This is a genomic window from Streptomyces sp. yr375, from assembly GCF_900110755.1.
In the GTDB taxonomy this organism is placed as follows: Bacteria; Actinomycetota; Actinomycetes; order Streptomycetales; family Streptomycetaceae; genus Streptomyces.
On the sequence record NZ_FOFF01000001.1, the window covers coordinates 67247 to 84681 of the forward strand.

The 17435-nt window shown below is 72.0% G+C and carries 17 protein-coding genes and 1 tRNA gene; 11 read left to right on the top strand and 7 right to left on the bottom strand.

All coding sequences use genetic code 11. The features are described from left to right. Positions 1-6 precede the first annotated feature (6 nt). The gene (locus tag BMZ82_RS00305; protein WP_177244312.1) at positions 7-858 is read right to left on the bottom strand and encodes an alpha/beta hydrolase; all 852 of its coding nucleotides are present in this window, start codon (positions 856-858) and stop codon (positions 7-9) included. A 128-nt stretch (positions 859-986) separates the two neighbouring features. Here BMZ82_RS00305 and BMZ82_RS00310 point away from each other — a divergent pair, with 128 nt between their 5' ends. Continuing rightward, entirely contained in the window at positions 987-2174 is a 1188-nt protein-coding gene (locus BMZ82_RS00310; protein WP_093770334.1) for a thiolase family protein, read from the top strand. Positions 2175-2280: 106 nt separating this feature from the next. Further along, on the top strand, positions 2281-3072 hold the full coding sequence (locus BMZ82_RS00315) for a sulfite exporter TauE/SafE family protein (protein ID WP_093771053.1): 792 nt from the start codon (positions 2281-2283) through the stop codon (positions 3070-3072). Positions 3073-3119: 47 nt separating this feature from the next. On the opposite strand, the gene BMZ82_RS00320 is transcribed toward BMZ82_RS00315, so the two are convergent. Both BMZ82_RS00320 and BMZ82_RS00325 read right to left on the bottom strand, forming a co-directional pair. Further along, positions 3120-3794, bottom strand: a complete 675-nt coding sequence (locus BMZ82_RS00320) for an enoyl-CoA hydratase-related protein (RefSeq protein WP_093770344.1) — start codon at positions 3792-3794, stop codon at positions 3120-3122. 72 nt (positions 3795-3866) lie between these two features. Next, a complete protein-coding gene (locus BMZ82_RS00325; protein WP_093771055.1) occupies positions 3867-4706 on the bottom strand; it encodes a methylenetetrahydrofolate reductase in 840 nt (279 codons plus the stop codon). A gap of 274 nt (positions 4707-4980) precedes the next feature. Here BMZ82_RS00325 and BMZ82_RS00330 point away from each other — a divergent pair, with 274 nt between their 5' ends. After that, positions 4981-5937, top strand: coding sequence for a LacI family DNA-binding transcriptional regulator (locus BMZ82_RS00330; protein WP_093770346.1), 957 nt, complete (start codon positions 4981-4983; stop codon positions 5935-5937). Beyond that, on the top strand, positions 5934-6680 hold the full coding sequence (locus BMZ82_RS00335) for a cobalt-precorrin-6A reductase (RefSeq protein ID WP_093770348.1): 747 nt from the start codon (positions 5934-5936) through the stop codon (positions 6678-6680). The genes BMZ82_RS00330 and BMZ82_RS00335 overlap by 4 nt, the downstream gene beginning before the upstream one ends. Positions 6681-6734: 54 nt before the next feature. On the opposite strand, the gene BMZ82_RS00340 is transcribed toward BMZ82_RS00335, so the two are convergent. From BMZ82_RS00340 to BMZ82_RS00350, 3 genes are all read right to left on the bottom strand, one after another. After that, positions 6735-8855, bottom strand: coding sequence for an MDR family MFS transporter (locus BMZ82_RS00340; RefSeq protein ID WP_177244313.1), 2121 nt, complete (start codon positions 8853-8855; stop codon positions 6735-6737). Positions 8856-8912: 57 nt separating this feature from the next. Then, complete coding sequence (gene cobF / locus BMZ82_RS00345) at positions 8913-9686, bottom strand: precorrin-6A synthase (deacetylating) (RefSeq protein WP_093770352.1); 774 nt, start codon at positions 9684-9686, stop codon at positions 8913-8915. A 94-nt stretch (positions 9687-9780) separates the two neighbouring features. Further along, positions 9781-10293, bottom strand: a complete 513-nt coding sequence (locus tag BMZ82_RS00350; RefSeq protein ID WP_093770354.1) for a DUF309 domain-containing protein — start codon at positions 10291-10293, stop codon at positions 9781-9783. Positions 10294-10402: 109 nt separating this feature from the next. On the opposite strand from BMZ82_RS00350, the gene BMZ82_RS00355 reads away from it, so the two are divergent. From BMZ82_RS00355 to BMZ82_RS00370, 4 genes are all read left to right on the top strand, one after another. Beyond that, positions 10403-10479: transfer RNA gene (locus tag BMZ82_RS00355), tRNA-Pro, on the top strand. An 80-nt stretch (positions 10480-10559) separates the two neighbouring features. Beyond that, entirely contained in the window at positions 10560-11138 is a 579-nt protein-coding gene (locus tag BMZ82_RS00360; protein ID WP_093770359.1) for a TetR/AcrR family transcriptional regulator, read from the top strand. Positions 11139-11277: 139 nt separating this feature from the next. Further along, the gene (locus BMZ82_RS00365; protein ID WP_093770361.1) at positions 11278-12456 is read left to right on the top strand and encodes an acyl-CoA dehydrogenase family protein; all 1179 of its coding nucleotides are present in this window, start codon (positions 11278-11280) and stop codon (positions 12454-12456) included. 2 nt (positions 12457-12458) lie between these two features. Continuing rightward, the gene (locus tag BMZ82_RS00370) at positions 12459-13217 is read left to right on the top strand and encodes an SDR family NAD(P)-dependent oxidoreductase (RefSeq protein WP_093770363.1); all 759 of its coding nucleotides are present in this window, start codon (positions 12459-12461) and stop codon (positions 13215-13217) included. Between the two features lie 16 nt (positions 13218-13233). Here BMZ82_RS00370 and BMZ82_RS00375 read toward each other — a convergent pair whose 3' ends face one another. After that, positions 13234-14019 carry a GntR family transcriptional regulator gene (locus BMZ82_RS00375; RefSeq protein WP_093770365.1) on the bottom strand — a complete coding sequence of 262 codons (786 nt, stop codon included), beginning with the start codon at positions 14017-14019 and terminating at the stop codon, positions 13234-13236. A gap of 316 nt (positions 14020-14335) precedes the next feature. On the opposite strand from BMZ82_RS00375, the gene BMZ82_RS00380 reads away from it, so the two are divergent. The 3 genes from BMZ82_RS00380 to BMZ82_RS00390 are packed head-to-tail and all read left to right on the top strand — an operon-like array spanning position 14336 to position 17246. Further along, the gene (locus BMZ82_RS00380) at positions 14336-15412 is read left to right on the top strand and encodes an ABC transporter permease (RefSeq protein WP_093770367.1); all 1077 of its coding nucleotides are present in this window, start codon (positions 14336-14338) and stop codon (positions 15410-15412) included. Positions 15413-15418: 6 nt separating this feature from the next. Next, positions 15419-16342, top strand: a complete 924-nt coding sequence (locus BMZ82_RS00385; RefSeq protein WP_093770377.1) for an ATP-binding cassette domain-containing protein — start codon at positions 15419-15421, stop codon at positions 16340-16342. A gap of 1 nt (position 16343) precedes the next feature. After that, a complete protein-coding gene (locus BMZ82_RS00390) occupies positions 16344-17246 on the top strand; it encodes a sugar phosphate isomerase/epimerase family protein (RefSeq protein WP_093770379.1) in 903 nt (300 codons plus the stop codon). Positions 17247-17435: the final 189 nt, after the last annotated feature.

A 17435-nucleotide genomic window follows, 5' to 3' on the forward strand; every position in this document is an offset into this window, starting at 1 on the left:
GCACCGTCAGGAGCGGGTTCGGTTCCCAACGAGTGCGCCGTCCGGCACCCTGTCCGGTGCTCCGTCCAGGACCGTGTCCAGGAAGCGCGTCACGTCCGCGTACACGTCCGCCTTGTTGGTCTCGTGGAAGACCTCGTGCCGGGCCCCGGGGTAGATCCGCTCGGTCGGCGTGCCCCCGCTCAGCCGCTCGACGCCGATCCGGCTGCCGGGCAGCGGGACCAGCCGGTCGGCGTCGCCGTGCAGCCACAGCAGCGGCAGCGGGCCGACGTCGCCGTCCTTCGCGACCGTCTCCAGGGTTTGTACGAACGCCTCCAGCGTCGGGCGTTTCATCGGCCCGTGCCAGACCAGCGGATCCGCCGCGTACGCCGCGCCGACCGCCGGGTCGCGGGAGAGCGCGGCGGGGTTGACGGGGACGTCGGGGATCTCGTCGTACGCCAGTAGCCGGGTCGGCGTCTCCCAGACGCCGATCACCGGGCCGGACAGCACCAGAGCGGCGAGCGTGTCGCCGTGCCGCTGGGCATACCGGGCCGCGATCAGCCCGCCCATCGAGTGGCCGATGACGACCAGCGGGAGGCCGGGGTGCGCGGCGCGGGCGAGTTCCGCCACGGCGTGCACATCGGTGACCACGTCCTCGAAGTCCTCGATCACCACCCGCTCGCCCGCCGACCCGCCATGGCCGACGTGGTCGGGCGCGAACACGGTCGCGCCGTGCCCGGTGAGCACGTCGGCCAGCCCCTCGTAGCGGCCGACGTGCTCACCGTAGCCGTGCACGACGAGGGCGACGTAGCGGGGCCGCGGCCCGGGCCACTCGCGCACGGCGACCGTGCCGCGGGTCCCGCTGAGGACGTGTTCGGTCATCGCTTCTCCCACTGCTGCGTCGGGTCCCACCGCGTCGTCGCGGCCCTTCGAGGATCCGCCGATCTTCCCAGGGGACCGGGCCCGGGTCTATAGTCAAAAACTAGCAGTGCTAACCAAGGAGTCCCGTCGTGCGCCCCGTCCACTTCGCGGCAGCCCGCCGCACCCCCGTCGGCAGACTGCGCGGAGCCCTCTCCGGCGTACGGCCCGACGATCTCGCCGCCGCCGTGATCCGCGGCCTCGTCGCCGATGTGCCCGCGCTCGACCCGGCCCGCGTCGACGACGTCTACTGGGGCGCGGCCAACCAGGCGGGCGAGGACAACCGCAACGTCGCCCGGATGGCCGCCCTGCTCGCCGGCCTCCCCGAGAGCGTGCCCGGCGCCACCGTGAACCGGCTGTGCGCCTCCGGGCTGGAGGCCGTCACGATGGCGGCCCGCACCATCGCCGCGGGCGAGGCCGACATCGTGCTCGCGGGCGGCTCCGAGTCGATGAGCCGCGCCCCCTTCGTGCTGGCCCGCCCCGACGAGGCCCTCCCGCACCGGGTGGAGACCGTCGACACCCGGCTCGGCTGGCGGCTGGTCAACCCCGCGATGAAGGACCTGCACGGGCTGCTCGCCATGGGGGAGACGGCCGAGGAGGTCGCCGCGCGCCACGGCGTCTCGCGCGAGCGCCAGGACGCGTTCGCCCTGCGCAGCCACCGGCTGGCCGCCCTGGCCCGCAAGAACGGCCACTTCGACGACGAACTCCTGCCCGTGCGGCGCGCGGACGGCGTGGTCGTCGACGCCGACGAAGGCATCCGCGAGGACACCTCGCCGGAGAAGCTGGCGAGCCTCAAGCCCGTCTTCCGCGAGGGCGGCACGGTCACCGCCGGCAACGCCTCGCCCATGAACGACGGCGCTGCGGGACTCCTCCTGGTCAGCGAGGAGGTGCTCGACGAACTGGGGCTGGAGTCCCTGGGCCGCTATGTCGCCGGCGCGTCGGCGGGCGTCCACCCCGACGTGATGGGCATCGGCCCGGTGCCCGCCACCCGCAAGGCCCTCGCCCGGGCCGGGTGGAGCGTCGAGGACGTCCAGGAGGCCGAGTTCAACGAGGCGTTCGCCGCCCAGGTCCTCGCCTGCGTCGACCAGCTCGGCATCGACCCCGACCGGGTCAACCCCAGCGGCGGCGCGATCGCCCTCGGCCACCCGCTGGGCTGCTCGGGCGCGCGGATCCTCACCACCCTCCTGCACCGCATGCGCCGCACGGGAGCGCACCGCGCACTGGCCACGATGTGCGTGGGCGTCGGCCAGGGCAGCGCGGTACTCGTGGAGCGGCGCTGAGCCGTCGGCGCCGGCCACCATCGGCGCAGGCCACCAGGCGAGACGGCCCTGTGGGCGGCCGTTGGATGTGCGTAGCATCGGCCCCCGCATGAACACCATGATCTCCATGAACACGATGACCTTGTGGCACATAACCGGCTGGGAGTTCGCCGCCCTCGCCCTCGCGGCCCTGCTGGTCGGCTTCTCCAAGACGGCCGTCAGCGGGGCCAACACGGTCAGCCTCGCGATCTTCGCGGCGGTGCTGCCCGCCAAGGCCTCCACGGGCGTCCTGCTGCCGCTGCTGATCGCCGGCGACGTCCTGGCCGTCCTCACCTACCGGCGGCACGCCCACTGGCCCACCCTGTGGCGGCTGTTCCCGGCGGTCGCGGCCGGCGTGGTCTTCGGCACGCTCTTCCTGGTCTGGGCCGACGACGGCGTCGTCCGGACGTCGATCGGCGCGATCCTGCTGCTGATGGTGGGCGTCACGCTGTGGCGCCGCCGCGCGGCCGAGGCGGCCGACGAACCGGGCGCGGCGGACGATCCCGACGCGGTCGTCACCCGGGCCGGCCGGATCAAGGCCCGCTCCTACGGCGTCCTCGGCGGCTTCACCACGATGGTCGCCAACGCGGGCGGCCCGGTGATGTCGATGTACCTGCTCTCGGCCGGCTTCCGCAAGCTCGGCTTCCTCGGCACCTCCGCGTTCTTCTTCCTGATCGTCAACCTCGCGAAGGTGCCCTTCAGCGCGAGCCTCGGCCTCATCGACGGCCGCTCGCTGCTGCTGGACGCCGCCCTCGTCGCGTTCGTCGTCCCCGGCGCACTGCTCGGCAAGTGGGCGGTGCACCGCATCAACCAGCGGCTGTTCGAGCAACTGGTGATCGCGGCGACGGTCGTGGGCGGCCTCCAACTGCTCCTGAACTGACCGGCCCGGTACGGGAGTTCGGTTCGGTTCGATCAGGCTCGGTGCGTTCAGCCGCCCAGCGGGTCCGTCGCGTCCCGCAGCGCCGCCAGGGCGGGCGCGTACATGCGGGACTTGATGGTGCGCAGCGTGTCGCCCGCCCGGCCGGCCTGTGCAGCGGCCAGCTCGACGGCGGTCGCGCGTACGGCGTCCTCGTCGACGGCGTGGTCGACGATCCCGGCGGCCAGCGCGTCGTGGCCGCCGTAGCGCCGGGCCGTGACCATGGCCTCGTGCGCGGCCCGCGGGGCCAGCCTGGCCTGGATGAGGGCGGACATGCCACGGGAGAAGGGGATGTTGATGTCGGCCTCGGGCAGGCACCAGAAGCCGCGGTCGGCGCGCATCACCCGGAAGTCGTGGGCCAGCGAGAGCATCGCGCCCGCCGCGAAGGTGTGCCCCTGGAGCGCGGCCACGGTCACCACGGGCAGGGTCAGCAGCCGGGCGAACAGCTCGTGGACCGAGACGACGTAGTCCACATGCTGGTCGACGTGGGCGAACACCCAGTCCAGGTCGAGGCCGTTGGAGTAGAACTTCCCCGTGGCGGCGGTCACCAGCGCGCGCGGCCCGTCCGCCTTCTCCACCTCGTCCAGCGCGCCGTTCACGGCGGCTATCCAGTCGGGGTGGAAACGGTTCTCCCCGTCGCCGAGATCGAGGACGAAGACGGCGTCCTGGCGGTCGAGCGTGGGCATGGCGGCTCCTTCAGGGAGGGGGACGGCAGCGGGACGGCGGGCGCTGGACGAAGATCGGCTACCGGTCGGTAATTATGCGCTGCCGTGGCCGCCATGGTTGCCGGGGTCGCCGTCGTCGCCGTGGCGGCGGGCGGCCACCCAGTCCGAGGTGGCCGCGAGGCCGCCGAACGTGTAGAAGTGCACGCCGAGTTCACCGTGCCGGGCGGGGTCGTGGCGCTCGGCCAGGGTGTGCAGGAACCGGTCGGGCCCTGCCGTGCCCATCAGGTTGGTGAGCGAGAACCCGTACTTCTTCGCGATCCCGGCGCTGGTGCCCACACCGAACCGGGTCGCGTACGTCAGCAGCCGCCTGACCCCGGCCGGACCGGGCACCCCGACCCGCACCGGCAGGTCGACGCCCCGCTCGCGCAGCGCCTCCACCCAGGTGAGGACCGGCCCGGCGTCGAACCCGAACTGGGTGATGACACTGCCCCGCAGGCCCTGCTCGCGCAGCAGCCGGACCTTGTCCTCGAGCGCCGACCACAGCACCCCGTCGGCGATGGCCGGGTGGCCCTCGGGGTAGCCGCTGACGCCGACGTGCCGGACGCCGTACTCCTGGAGCAGCCCGGACCGCAGCACGGCCGCCGCGTCGTCGTACGGGCCGTGCGGGACGGCCGGGTCACCGCCGACGACGAAGATGTCCTCGACGGCGTCCACCGCCCGCAGCGCGCCGAGGAACTCCGCCAGCTCGGCCCGGGAGCGCAGCCGGCGGGCGGAGATGTGCGGCACGGGCACGAAGCCGGACCGCCGGACCGCGCGGGCGGCGGCGAGCCGTGCCTGCGGCTCCTCGTTGCCGAGGAAGGTGACGTTGATCCGGGTGCCGGGCGGGATGGTCGCCCTGGCCTGCTCCAGACCGGGCACGTCCTTGCCGGTCATCTCCAGGGAGAAGCCGTCGAGAAGGCCTTCGAGGGGGCCGTCGATGAGGCCGGGGGGTGCCGTCGTACGCGTTTCGCTCACGGGTGTTTCGCTCACGGATGAAGCCTGGGGAACGGCGGGCGCGTACGGGAGCCGCTGAATCGATCTAGTGGGCAGGGTAACAGCGGCCCGAGCGGGCGCGGAGGTCCCGGGAGGGGGCCCGTGGGGGCTGCCTAGACTGACCGGCGGGCGGTGGCGGAGCCGCCGGGTGACGAGTCGATCGGGGTACGGGGAGATGGCTGCTGTCGGACGCCGGGTGACGTTGAACGACGTCGCCGCGGCGAGCGGGGTCTCCCGCGCCACGGTGAGCTTCGTGCTCAACGACGACCCGCGGCAGACGATCTCCACGGCCACCCGCGAGCGCGTCCTGACGGCCGCCCGCACCCTCGGCTACGTCCCGCACGGCATCGCCCGCGCCCTGCGCGAGGGCTCCTCCCGGATCGTCGTCCTCGACATCGGGCCCGGGCGGACGGACGGCAGCTTCGCCCGCAGCTACGTCCGCGGCCTCGACGCCGAACTCGCCGCCCACGACCACCTCCTGCTGGTCCGCCCCGCCACCCCCCGCTCCGACCGCCAGGCCCTGGACGCGATCGCGCCCCGCGCAGTGCTGCGACTCGACGAGGCGGCAGCCTGCGGGGGAGACGGGGACGGCGACGGCTCCGGCGACGGCTCCGGCGTCGGGGAGAGCGGCTGCGCAGCCCACGCGGACCCGGTCCGGACGCAGCTCCGCCACCTCGCCGACCGCGGCCACCGCCACATCGCCCTGGCGCTGCCCGCCCACGACCTCCCGCCCGCCGAGGCCCGGTTGCGCGTCGCCCGCGAGGCCGCCCGGCAACTGGGCCTGGCGCCGCTGATCTCCTTCGTGGTGCCCCGGCCGAGGGCGGCGGGCACCGACGCGGTCCGCGCGCTGCGCGCCGGGCACCCCGAGGTGACGGCGGTCGCCGCCTTCGACGACCCGGTGGCCCTGCGCACCCTCACCGCCGTCCACGACCTCGGCCTCACCGCCCCCGCCGACCTCGCCGTCATCGGCTACGACGACACCGGGTACGGCGAACTCGTCGCCCCCGCGCTCACCACCGTCCACCTCGACGCCGAGCCCTGTGGCCGCCGCGCCGCCCGTACGGCCCTCGGCCTCGACGCCGTGGGCCCGGCGACGGCGTCGGGCCGGGTCGTCGTACGGGAGTCGGCGTGACCCGCCACGTCCTGGTGCTGGGCGGCACCACCGAGGCGCGTGAACTGGCCGCCGTCCTCGCGGCCCGCCCCGGAGTCCGGGTGACGTCGTCGCTCGCGGGCCGGGTGTCGCGGCCGGGGGCGCTCGAGGGGGACGTACGGATCGGCGGGTTCGGCGGGGCGGCGGGGCTCGCCGACTGGCTGCGCGCACAGCGGGCGGACGCCGTCGTCGACGCCACGCATCCCTTCGCCACCGGCATCACCGCGAACGCGGCGAGCGCCACGGCGGCGACCGGCCTGCCGCTGGTGGTACTGCGCCGCCCGGGCTGGCAGGCGGCGGCCGGCGACCGCTGGCACGAGGTGGCGTCCCTGACGGCGGCGGCCGAACTCCTGCCGACCCTGGGCCGGAGGATCCTGCTGACGACAGGCCGCCTGGGCCTAGCCGCCTTCGCCCACCTGGACGGCCAGCACTTCGTCGTGCGCTCCGTGGAACGCCCGACGCCCCCGATGCCCCCCGACGTCGAACTGATCCTGGCCCGGGGCCCGTTCACCGTCGCCGACGAACTGGCCCTGCTGCGCGAGCACCGCATCGACGTACTGGTCACGAAGGACAGCGGAGGAACAGCAACAGCCGCCAAACTGACAGCCGCCCGCCAACTCACCCTCCCAGTTGTCCTGATACGCCGCCCACCCCTCCCCCCGGACGTGACCCCCGTCCCGGACGTCCTTTCCGCACTGAACCGCCTGGGCCTCAACTCGCCGTGACGGGGAGGCGCGAACACGTCTTGCGGGCCGTACGTGCCGTCGGGCAGCCGGATTTCAGGGGGCGGCGGGTACCGGGGCAGCCTGCTTTGGGTTCGGGTTTCGGGGGTTGCTGGACAGGCCGGCGTTGAGGTCTTCGACCAGGAGGCGTTTGGAGATGGTGTCCACCGCTGCCCGGAGGTCGCTGCCGGGGCGGCGGCCGATGTCCTGGGCCACCCGTTCCTCCAGCCAGGTGGCCCAGGCCTCGGTGATGACGCGGGCCTCGCGGGCGCCGGACGGCGTGTGGGAGAGGAGGGAGCCGTCGCGGGTCACGTAGCCCTCGTCGACCATCCGGTCGAACACCGGGAGCAGCACCTCCGGCGGCAGGCTGCGGCGGGCGGCGATCAGTCCGAGGCCGGCGTGGCCGACCATGCGGGTGTACAGCTCGACCTGCATCACCGCCCACGCGCCGGCCGCGTCGAGGCGGGTGTCGGACTCCTCGACGATCCGGCGCGCGGTGTCCATGTCCGTACCGCCGATGATCTTCGCGACGGACGCCTCCAGGACCCGGCGCGAGTCCGCGCCGGTCGGCTGGCCGAACCCCTCGCCCATGTCGGTGGAGCCCATCCGCGCACTGTCGCGCAGTTGCACCTGCTTGAGGAACAGGGCGACGACGAAACCGACGGCCGCGACCGGCACCGTCCACATGAAGACCGTCTGGATGGTGTCCGCGTACGCCCGGATGATCGGGGCGGCGACGTCGGAGGGCAGCCGGTGCAGGCCCTCCGGGCTGGTCGCCGCCCTGGTGACGACGGCCGGGGGCACGTTGCCCGCGGCGGCCGCCGACGCGATGCCGTCCTTCAGGTTCGGCGTGAGGGAATTGGTGTAGAGGGTGCCGAAGACGGCCGTGCCGAAGGAACTGCCCAGGGTGCGGAAGAAGGTGACGCCGGAGGTGGCGGTGCCCAGGTCGGCGTACTCGACGGTGTTCTGCACGGCGATCGTCAGCACCTGCATGCACAGGCCGATGCCGGTGCCGAGCACGAACATGTACAGCGACTCCAGCAACACGCCGGTGCCGGGCCCCATGAGGGACATCAGGTACAGCCCGACCCCCATCACCAGGGAGCCGACGATCGGGAAGAAGCGGTACTGCCCGGTCCTGCTGACCACGGTGCCGCTGAAGATCGACGCGATGAGCAGCCCGAACACCATGGGCAGCGTCCGCACCCCGGAGACGGTCGCCGAGTCGCCGTCCACGTACTGGAGATACGTCGGCAGGTACGTCATCGCGCCGAGCATCGCGAAACCGACGATGAAGCTGAGGATCGAGCAGACGGTGAAGACCGGGTTGGCGAACAGCCGCATGGGGAGCATGGGTTGCTCGGCCCGCGTCTCGATCCAGCAGAACAGACCGAGCGCGACCACACCCGCCACGAAGAGTCCGATGACGACGCCCGAACCCCACGCGTACTCGGTGCCGCCCCAACTCGTCGCCAGGATCAGCGCGCTCGCGCCGACCGCGACCAGCGCGATCCCCAGATAGTCGATGACCGGCCGGACCACCGACTTCACCACCGGGATGGTGCGGGCGGCGGCGAAGACGACGAGGATCGCGAGCGGCACGTTGACGTAGAACGCCCACCGCCAGGACAGATGGTCGGTGAACAGCCCGCCCAGCAGCGGCCCGATGACGGTGGCCACGCCGAACACGGCCCCGATCGCGCCCTGGTACTTGCCCCGCTCCCGCAACGGGATGACGTCGGCGATCAGCGCCATCGCCGTCACCATCAGCCCGCCCGCGCCGATGCCCTGCAACGCCCGCCAGGAGATCAGCAGCGGCATGTTCGTCGCCAGACCGCACAGGAACGACCCCGTGATGAAGACGATCGCCGAGACCTGGAAGACCACCTTGCGCCCGAACAGGTCGCCGAACTTGCCGACCAGGACCGTCGCGACGGTCTCCGCGAGGAGGTAGGACGTGACCACCCACGACATGTGCGCCGCGCCACCGAGGTCCGACACGATCGTCGGCAGCGCCGTGCCCACGATCGTCTGGTCCAGGGCCGCCAGCAGCATGCCCAGCACGATCGTCGCGACGACGATGTTGCGGCGGCGCGGGTCCAGGAAAGGCGGCTGCGCGACGGCAGGCGCGGATCCCGGCGGCCCGGCGGCGCCCGCGGACTCCTCGGTCACTGTCACGACGTCACGATCACACCGCCGCACCGCCCCCGCACGCGGGGTTGGCCCGCTCGGGGGCTACTCCGTGTCCGGGTTGCGGCGCAGCAGATACGTGTCCATGATCCAGCCCTTGCGCTCACGGGCCTCGGCGCGCAGCCGCTCGATGCGCGGCCCGGCCTCGGCGATCGGACCGGAGACCAGGATCTCGTCCGCAGTGCCTATGTAGGCGCCCCAGTAGATGTCGACGTCCTCCCCGGCGTACCGTCTGAACGTCTGCTGGGCGTCCAGCATCACCACCACGTCGTCCACCCCCTCCGGGAAGCCCTCGGCGAGCCGGCGGCCGGTGGTGATCTGCACGGGCCGCGCCACCCGGTTGAGGCCCGTGCGGTGCCGGGCGACCAGCGCGGAGACACTGCTGATCCCCGGGACGACGTCGTACTCGAAGGCCACCGCGCCCCGCGCCAGCACCTCCTCCAGGATGCCCAGCGTGCTGTCGTACAGCGCGGGGTCGCCCCACACCAGGAACGCGCCGCTCTCGTCCTCGCCGAGCTCCTCGGTGATCAGCCGCTCGTAGATGTCGGCGCGGGCGCTGCGCCAGTCGCCGACGGCCGGCGAGTAGGCCGCGCCGCCCGCCCTGCGGTCCCGCTCCGGATCCCGGGCCTCGACCACCCGGTACCCGCCCTGCGGTATGTGCGTCTCCAGCATGTCGTGGCGCAGCCGCGTCAGGTCGCTCTTCACCTCGCCCTTGTCCAGGACGAAGAACACGTCCGTGCTCCGCAGCACCCTGACCGCTTGCAGGGTGAGCTGGTCGGGGTCGCCCGCGCCGATACCGATGACATGAATCTCTCGCACGCCACGAGTCTGCCGTACACCACTGACAGTGACGGTGCCGGGTGCCTGGCGGCGCGTGGCCGGGTGCGGGGTGGTTGGTGATTGGTGCACGGTGTCAGCGCAGTCGTGGTGCCCGCGCCCGTGCGTCGACCGCCGCGCCCGTCCGTTCCACCGTGTCCGCCAGCTCGCGCGCCCAGCCGGCCAGCCCGGCCAGGTCCATCCCGTACGGCTCGCCCGCAGCCCTCTCGGCCTTCTCCGCCCACTCCGCCACGGCCCCGGCCCCGCGCCGCAGCAGCCGCGCCCCGCCGGTGACGTTCCCCCGGGCCGCGTGTGTCAGGCCCACCGCGAGCTGGGCGAGCCCGCGCCACAGCGCGCGCTCCGACTCGGGACCCGACTTCCAGGCGTCCTCGAACACCTCGTGCGCGTGGAACGGCTTCCCGGCGTCCAGCAGAGCCTGCGCCTCGACGACGGTCTCCGCCGGCGTACGCACGACGCCCTCGGGCTGCCGCTCCACCCCGGCCGTGCCGTACGGCAGCGGCCGGCCGAGCCCGTCCCGCGGCCGTGCGCTGCGCGCCCGCCCCGCGCCGTCCCGGTCCCGCGTACCTCCTGTACTGCCCAAACGCTCCATACGCCGATTGTCCCGCGCCCGGCCGCGCTCCGGGCTCTCGTCGGGCCATCGCCCCGCGTGGGGTAAAGTGCTGTTCGCGCGATCACACGGCACGCCGTGGACAGCGCACCGGGACGTGGCGCAGCTTGGTAGCGCACTTGACTGGGGGTCAAGGGGTCGCAGGTTCAAATCCTGTCGTCCCGACCAGCTTCATCGCAGGTCGGAAGCCGCTTTCCCAACCTTGGGAAGGCGGCTTCGGTGCGTTCGCGGGCAGCTACGCTTGGATCATGCCGCTGCCGTCCCCCCGCCGCACCGCCAGACAGGCCGACCTGCTGGAACGCCTCGTCGCGCTGCTGACGGCGGAGGGGTTCTCGGACCTCACGCTGGACGATCTCGCGGTGCGGCTGCGCTGCTCGAAGACGACCCTGTACCAACTCGCCCGCAGCAAGCAGGGGTTGGTGGTGGAGGCGGTCAAGCACTACTTCCGGGGGGCCACCGAGGCCGTCGAGAAGCGGGTGGCGCAGACGGTCGAGCCCTCGGACCGGGTCCGGGTGTACCTGACCGCCGTCGCCGAACAACTGCGCCCGCTCTCACGCCGGTTCCTCGACGACGTGGCGGACTTCCCGCCCGCCCGCGAGGTGTACGAGGCGAACACGCGGATGGCCGCGGAGCGGGTGCGCCGGCTGATCGCGGAGGGCGTCTCGCACGGCGCTTTCCGCGAGGTGCACACCGCGTTCGTCGGCGAGGTGGCCGCCGCGACCATGCGGCAGATCCAGCAGGGCGAGCTCCAGGCGCGCACCGGGCTGACCGACGCGGAGGCGTACGAACAGCTCGCCTCGCTCATCGTGCACGCCGTCTCCCCCTGAGCTGACCTGACATCCGGGCAGGGGTCGAGGTGCTGCCGTGCGCCCTCTTACCGTACTGTGAATGATACGTTCGTACGTACTTCAGTATCATTGCCGGTATCGCTCCGATACTCGCCCGTACACCTACGTGGAGGTCGCCATGCCCGCCACTCGCGCCCTTCCCACCGAGGAAGCCGTCGAGCTGATCCAGCTCACCCGCACCCTCGCCGGCAAGGAACTCGCACCCCGGGTCGCCGTCGCCGAGGCCGACGGGGCGTTCCCCCGGGACGTCTTCCGCACCTTCGGGCGCAGCGGCCTGCTCGGGCTGCCCTTCGCCGAGGAGGACGGCGGGGCGGACCAGCCGTACGAGGTCTACCTCCAGGTGCTGGAGGAGGTCGCCGCGGTCTGGTCGAGCGTCGCCGTGGGCATCTCCGTGCACGCCCTGTCCTGCTTCCCGCTGGCCCGCTTCGGCACCGAGGAGCAGCGGCGCAGGTGGCTGCCGGACATGCTGGCCGGTGAGCTGCTCGGCGCGTACTGCCTGTCCGAGCCGCACGCCGGCTCCGACCCGGCGGCCATGCTGACCCGCGCGGTCCGCGACGGCGACGAGTACGTGCTCAACGGCACCAAGGCGTGGACCACGCACGGCGGTTACGCCGACTTCTACACCGTCATGGCCCGCACCTCCGACGACCGCACCCACGGCATCTCCTGCTTCCTGGTGCCGGCCGACGCCCCGGGCCTCAGCGCCGACCCGCCGGAGCGGAAGATGGGCCTGACGGGCTCGGCGACCGCCACGATGCGGCTGGAGGACGTCCGGGTGCCCGTCGAGCGCCGGATAGGGGAGGAGGGGCAGGGGCTGAGGATCGCGCTCGCCTCCCTCGACCGCGGCCGGCTCGGCATCGCGGCCGTCGCCACCGGCCTCGCCCAGGGCGCTTTGGACCACGCGGTGCGCTACGCCCGCGAGCGGGAGACGTTCGGCAAGCCGATCATCGAGCACCAGGGTCTGGCCTTCGTGCTCGCCGACATGAGCGCCGCCATCGAGTCGGCGCGGGCCACCGCGCTGGCCGCCGCCCGGCGCAGCGACCTGGGCCTGCCGTTTACCCGGGAGGCGTCGATCGCCAAGCTCGTGGCCACGGACAATGCCATGAAGGTGACGACGGACGCCGTGCAGGTCCTCGGGGGGTACGGATACACCCGTGACTTCCCCGTGGAACGCTATATGCGCGAGGCCAAGGTCATGCAGATCTTCGAAGGAACCAACCAGATCCAGCGCATGGTCATCTCCCGTGCGCTGGACCGTGACGAGGGTGGTGTGCTCACCGTCCTCGGCAAGGAGTGATGATGCAGCTCGAGAACACCGCCGCCCTTGTCACCGGCGGTGCGTCCGGCCTCGGCGCGGCCACCGCCAAGGCCCTCGCGGAGCGCGGCGCCCGGGTCTTCGCCCTCGACCTCGAGGACGGCATCGGCAAGGCCCCCGAGGTCCCCGGCGTGACCTACGTGCCCGCCGACGTCACCGACCCCGAGCAGGTGGGCGCGGCCGTCGCCGTCGCGGCGGGCTCCGGTGTCCCGCTGCGCACGGCCGTCAACTGCGCCGGCATCGGCCCCTCCGCGCGGATCCTCGGCAAGAAGGGCGTGCACGACCTGGCGCTGTACGCCAAGGTCGTCCAGATCAACCTGATCGGCACCTTCAACGTGCTCGCGCTCGCCGCCGAGGCCATCGCCGAGACGGAGGCCGACGCGGAGGGCCAGCGGGGCGTCATCGTCAACACCGCCTCCATCGCCGCCTACGACGGCCAGATCGGCCAGGCCGCCTACGCGTCGTCCAAGGGCGGTGTCGTCGGCCTGACCCTGCCCGCCGCCCGCGACCTGGCCCAGTACGGCATCCGGGTGTGCACCATCGCCCCGGGCGTCGTGGAGACGCCGATGCTGGCCACGGTGTCGGAGGAGTTCCGGGCCGGCCTCGCGGCGGGCGTGCCCTTCCCGCGCCGCCTGGCCCGCCCCGAGGAGTACGCGAAGCTCGCCCTGGCGATCGTCGACCACGACTACCTCAACGGCGAGACCATCCGCATGGACGGCGCGCTGCGGATGGCCCCGCGCTAGAGCAGTACGGCTCCGTCTACGGTCTGACCAGGAGCTGGAAGTCGAAGGCGTAGCGGGACGCGCGGTAGATGTGCGTCCCGTACTCGACCGGGCGGCCGGTGTCGTCGTAGGCCGTGCGCTGCATGGTCAGCAGGGCCGCCCCCTCCCGCTCGGTGAGGAGGGCGGCCTCGTCGGCGGTGGCGGAGCGGGCGCCGATGGTCTGGCGGGCGCTGTGCAGGGTGATGCCCGCCGAGCGCAGCAGCCGGTACAGGCCGGTCGACTCCAGGCGGTCCGTGTCGAGGTCCAGGAGGGCCGGCGGCAGGTAGTTGCACAGGAACGCCACCGGCTGTCCGTGGGTGGCGCGCAGCCGCTCCAGGAGCGTGACCTCGCTGCCCTCCGCGATGCCGAGCGCGGCGGCCACGTCGGCGGTCGCCGGGACGCGTTCGTTGCGTACGACGTGGGTGGTGGGCCCCTGTCCGGCCGCCTCCAGGTCGTCGTAGAGGCTGGAGAGTTCCAGCGGCCGCTTCACCTGGCTGTGCACGACCTGGGTGCCGACTCCCCGGCGTCGTACCAGCAGGCCCTTGTCGACCAGGGACTGGATGGCCTGGCGGACCGTCGGGCGGGACAGGCCCAGGCGGGTCGACAGGTCGATCTCGTTGCCCAGCAGGTTGCCCGGGGCGAGCGCGCCGTGTTCGATCGCCGCCTCCAGTTGCTGGGCGAGCTGGTAGTAGAGCGGCACCGGGCTGGTGCGGTCCAGCGCGAAATGCAGCGCGTCGAGCGCGGAGCCGGGCACGGCACGGGAACGGTCGCCGGTCTTCGCCATCGGGGCACCTCCTCGGTGGGTTGGGGTGGGGTACACCCGGTCGTCTGGGGTAGCAGAGGGTTGATCGTCTCCCAGGTGTAGGTCCCGGGGGCTCCGATGTCAAGGCTTTGTTCTTACATTCTGACCTACTTGCGAGAGGATGTCTTAACAAAGCGTGGGCGCTGGTGTGGGCGCTGGTAGGCGTGGTGATGGAGGTGGTGGTCTCGTTCAGGAAAGTCGCGGAGCTGGCTCCGTGGCCCCAATCTGAGTAGAAACGGCCCCCGTCTCGGCCATGGCCGCGACGGCAAGAATCGTCCGCCCCGAAGGGCACCAGGTGATGATCATGACCCACCCTGCCGAGCCGGCGGTGACCCCGCCACCGGCGCCGCGCCGCGAGGAGAGTGACGGCCGGACCACGGAACGCCCCCTGGCTCTACGGTTGTTGGCGCGCCCCGAGGTGGGGGTGTTCCTGGGCGCCGTCGCGGTGTACGTGTTCTTCCTGATCGCCGCGCCGCCGGTGCGGGACGGCAGCTCGATGGCCAACGTCCTGTATCAGTCGTCGACGATCGGGATCATGGCCCTGCCGGTGGCGCTGCTGATGATCGGCGGCGAGTTCGACCTCTCGGCCGGTGTCGCCGTCATCACCTCGGCGCTCACCGCGAGCATGCTCAGCTACCAACTGACCACGAACGTCTGGGTCGGTGTGCTCGTCGCGCTCCTGGTGTCCCTCGCCATCGGCTTCTTCAACGGCTGGATGGTGGTCAAGACCGGGCTGCCGAGCTTCCTGGTCACCCTGGGCACCTTCCTGATCCTGCAAGGCGTCAACCTCGCGGTGACCAAGCTGATCACCGGCAACGTGGCGACCGACGACATCAGCGACATGGACGGCTTCGGCCAGGCCAGGAAGGTCTTCGCCTCGTCCTTCGGCGTCGGCGGCGTCCAGGTGAAGATCACCATCGTGTACTGGCTGGTCTTCGCCGCCATCGCCACCTGGGTCCTGATCCGCACGAAGTTCGGCAACTGGATCTTCGCGGTCGGCGGCAACAAGGAGTCCGCGCGGGCCGTCGGTGTGCCCGTGACGTTCACCAAGATCTCACTGTTCATGCTGGTCGGCTTCGGCGCCTGGTTCGTCGGCATGCACCAGCTCTTCACGTTCAACACCGTGCAGTCCGGTGAGGGCGTCGGCCAGGAGCTGATCTACATCGCGGCGGCCGTCATCGGCGGCTGTCTGCTCACCGGCGGCGCCGGTTCCGCGATCGGCCCGGTCTTCGGCGCGTTCATGTTCGGCATGGTGCAGCAGGGCATCGTCTACGCCGGCTGGAACCCCGACTGGTTCAAGGCGTTCCTCGGCGTGATGCTGCTCGGGGCCGTCCTGATCAATCTGTGGGTCGGCCGCACGGCCACCCGGAGGTGACCTCGCATGACCACCAGCAACGGAAGTGGAAGCGGAACGCACGGCGCGATCCTCACCGACACCGTCCCCGAGGGCGGCGGCCGGGTCCTCGTCGAACTGCGCAACGCCGGAAAGTCCTACGGCAACATCCGCGCCCTGCACGGTGTGACCCTCGCGGTCCACCCCGGCAAGGTGACCTGCGTCCTCGGCGACAACGGCGCGGGCAAGTCCACCCTGATCAAGATCATCTCCGGGCTGCACCAGCACACCGAGGGCGAGTTCCTCGTCGACGGCGAACCGGTGCACTTCACCACCCCGCGCCAGGCCCTCGACAAGGGCATCGCCACCGTCTACCAGGACCTGGCGACCGTCCCACTGATGCCCGTCTGGCGGAACTTCTTCCTCGGCTCCGAGCTCACCAAGGGCCCCTGGCCCGTGCACCGTCTCGACATCGAGAAGATGAAGAAGACGGCCGACGACGAGCTGCGCAACATGGGCATCATCCTCGACGACCTCGACCAGCCCATCGGCACGCTGTCGGGCGGCCAGCGCCAGTGTGTGGCCATCGCCCGCGCCGTCCACTTCGGCGCCCGCGTCCTCATCCTGGACGAGCCCACCGCCGCCCTCGGCGTCAAGCAGTCCGGCGTGGTCCTGAAGTACATTGCCGCCGCCCGCGACCGCGGCCTCGGCGTCATCTTCATCACCCACAACCCCCACCACGCCTACATGGTCGGCGACCACTTCAGCGTCCTGCGCCTCGGCACCATGGAGTTGAGCGCCGACCGCAGCGAGGTCACCCTCGAGGAACTCACCAACCACATGGCCGGCGGTACCGAACTCGCGGCCCTCAAGCACGAGTTGGCCCAGGTGCGGGGCGTGGACGTCGAGGAGCTCCCGGAGGAGAAGGACCTCACCGCCCCGGTGGCGGACCCGACCGAGGGGACGCCCTGACATGGCGAACGCCCTCGACCGCATCCGCGTCGGCTCGGCCCCCGACTCCTGGGGCGTGTGGTTCCCGGACGACCCCCGGCAGGTGCCCTGGGGACGCTTCCTGGACGAGGTCGCCGAGGCCGGCTACTCCTGGATCGAACTCGGCCCCTACGGCTATCTGCCGACCGACCCGGCCCGGCTCACCGACGAGGTCGCCAGACGGGGGCTGAGCGTCTCGGCGGGCACGGTCTTCACCGGACTGCACCGCGGCCCGTCCGTCTGGGAGTCCACCTGGGCGCACGTCAGTGAAGTGGCCGCGCTCACCCAGGCGATGGGCGCCCGGCACCTCGTCGTCATCCCGGCCTTCTGGCGGGACGACAAGACGGCCGAGCTCCTGGAGCCGCCGGAGCTGACGGGCAGTCAGTGGGCCCATCTCACCAAGGGGATGGAGCGGCTCGGCCACGAGGTGCAGGAGACGTACGGCCTGGATCTCGTCGTCCATCCGCACGCCGACACGCACCTCGACACCGAGCAGCACGTCGAGCGCTTCCTCGACTCCACCGACAGCGAACTGGTCAACCTCTGCCTGGACACCGGCCATTACGCCTACTGTGGCGGCGACAGCGTCCAGTTGATCGAGACCTACGGCGAACGCATCGGCTACCTCCACCTCAAACAGGTCGACCCGGAGATCCTCGCCGACGTCCTGCGGGACGAAGTGCCGTTCGGTCCCGCCGTCGAGCGCGGGGTGATGTGCGAACCACCGTCCGGTGTACCGGAGTTGGAGCCCGTCCTCGTCGCGGCGCAGCGGCTGGGCGTCGAACTGTTCGCGATCGTCGAGCAGGACATGTACCCGTGCGAGCCGGACGCGCCGCTGGCCATCGCGATCCGCACCCGGAAGTTCCTGCGCTCCTGCGGGGCGTGACGCGAGCGGACCACGGCACGGGGCAGGTCCGGCAACGCCCGCGCATGTCATACGGGCCGTTCGTGCCGTTCGTGCCGACAGGCGGGGGCGTGCGGGCACTTCTATCCTGGTGCTGATGGGCCGCATGCGGCCCGTGCCCACTGGTGCGGCTGTGGCACTGCGGCGTCAACCTCCTCATGCGGGAGAAGG

What these genes read in the sequence shown, in the direction of transcription:
- BMZ82_RS00370 (WP_093770363.1), top strand. Translation starts at nt 12,459, where the DNA reads ATGCAGCTCGAGAACACCGCCGCCCTTGTCACCGGCGGTGCGTCCGGC.
- BMZ82_RS00390 (WP_093770379.1), top strand. Translation starts at nt 16,344, where the DNA reads ATGGCGAACGCCCTCGACCGCATCCGCGTCGGCTCGGCCCCCGACTCC.
- BMZ82_RS00350 (WP_093770354.1), bottom strand. Translation starts at nt 10,293, where the DNA reads ATGGAGCGTTTGGGCAGTACAGGAGGTACGCGGGACCGGGACGGCGCG.
- BMZ82_RS00365 (WP_093770361.1), top strand. Translation starts at nt 11,278, where the DNA reads ATGCCCGCCACTCGCGCCCTTCCCACCGAGGAAGCCGTCGAGCTGATC.
- BMZ82_RS00305 (WP_177244312.1), bottom strand. Translation starts at nt 858, where the DNA reads ATGACCGAACACGTCCTCAGCGGGACCCGCGGCACGGTCGCCGTGCGC.
- BMZ82_RS00315 (WP_093771053.1), top strand. Translation starts at nt 2,281, where the DNA reads ATGAACACGATGACCTTGTGGCACATAACCGGCTGGGAGTTCGCCGCC.
- BMZ82_RS00325 (WP_093771055.1), bottom strand. Translation starts at nt 4,706, where the DNA reads ATGACCGGCAAGGACGTGCCCGGTCTGGAGCAGGCCAGGGCGACCATC.
- BMZ82_RS00360 (WP_093770359.1), top strand. Translation starts at nt 10,560, where the DNA reads ATGCCGCTGCCGTCCCCCCGCCGCACCGCCAGACAGGCCGACCTGCTG.
- BMZ82_RS00330 (WP_093770346.1), top strand. Translation starts at nt 4,981, where the DNA reads ATGGCTGCTGTCGGACGCCGGGTGACGTTGAACGACGTCGCCGCGGCG.
- BMZ82_RS00380 (WP_093770367.1), top strand. Translation starts at nt 14,336, where the DNA reads ATGATCATGACCCACCCTGCCGAGCCGGCGGTGACCCCGCCACCGGCG.
- BMZ82_RS00320 (WP_093770344.1), bottom strand. Translation starts at nt 3,794, where the DNA reads ATGCCCACGCTCGACCGCCAGGACGCCGTCTTCGTCCTCGATCTCGGC.
- BMZ82_RS00375 (WP_093770365.1), bottom strand. Translation starts at nt 14,019, where the DNA reads ATGGCGAAGACCGGCGACCGTTCCCGTGCCGTGCCCGGCTCCGCGCTC.
- BMZ82_RS00385 (WP_093770377.1), top strand. Translation starts at nt 15,419, where the DNA reads ATGACCACCAGCAACGGAAGTGGAAGCGGAACGCACGGCGCGATCCTC.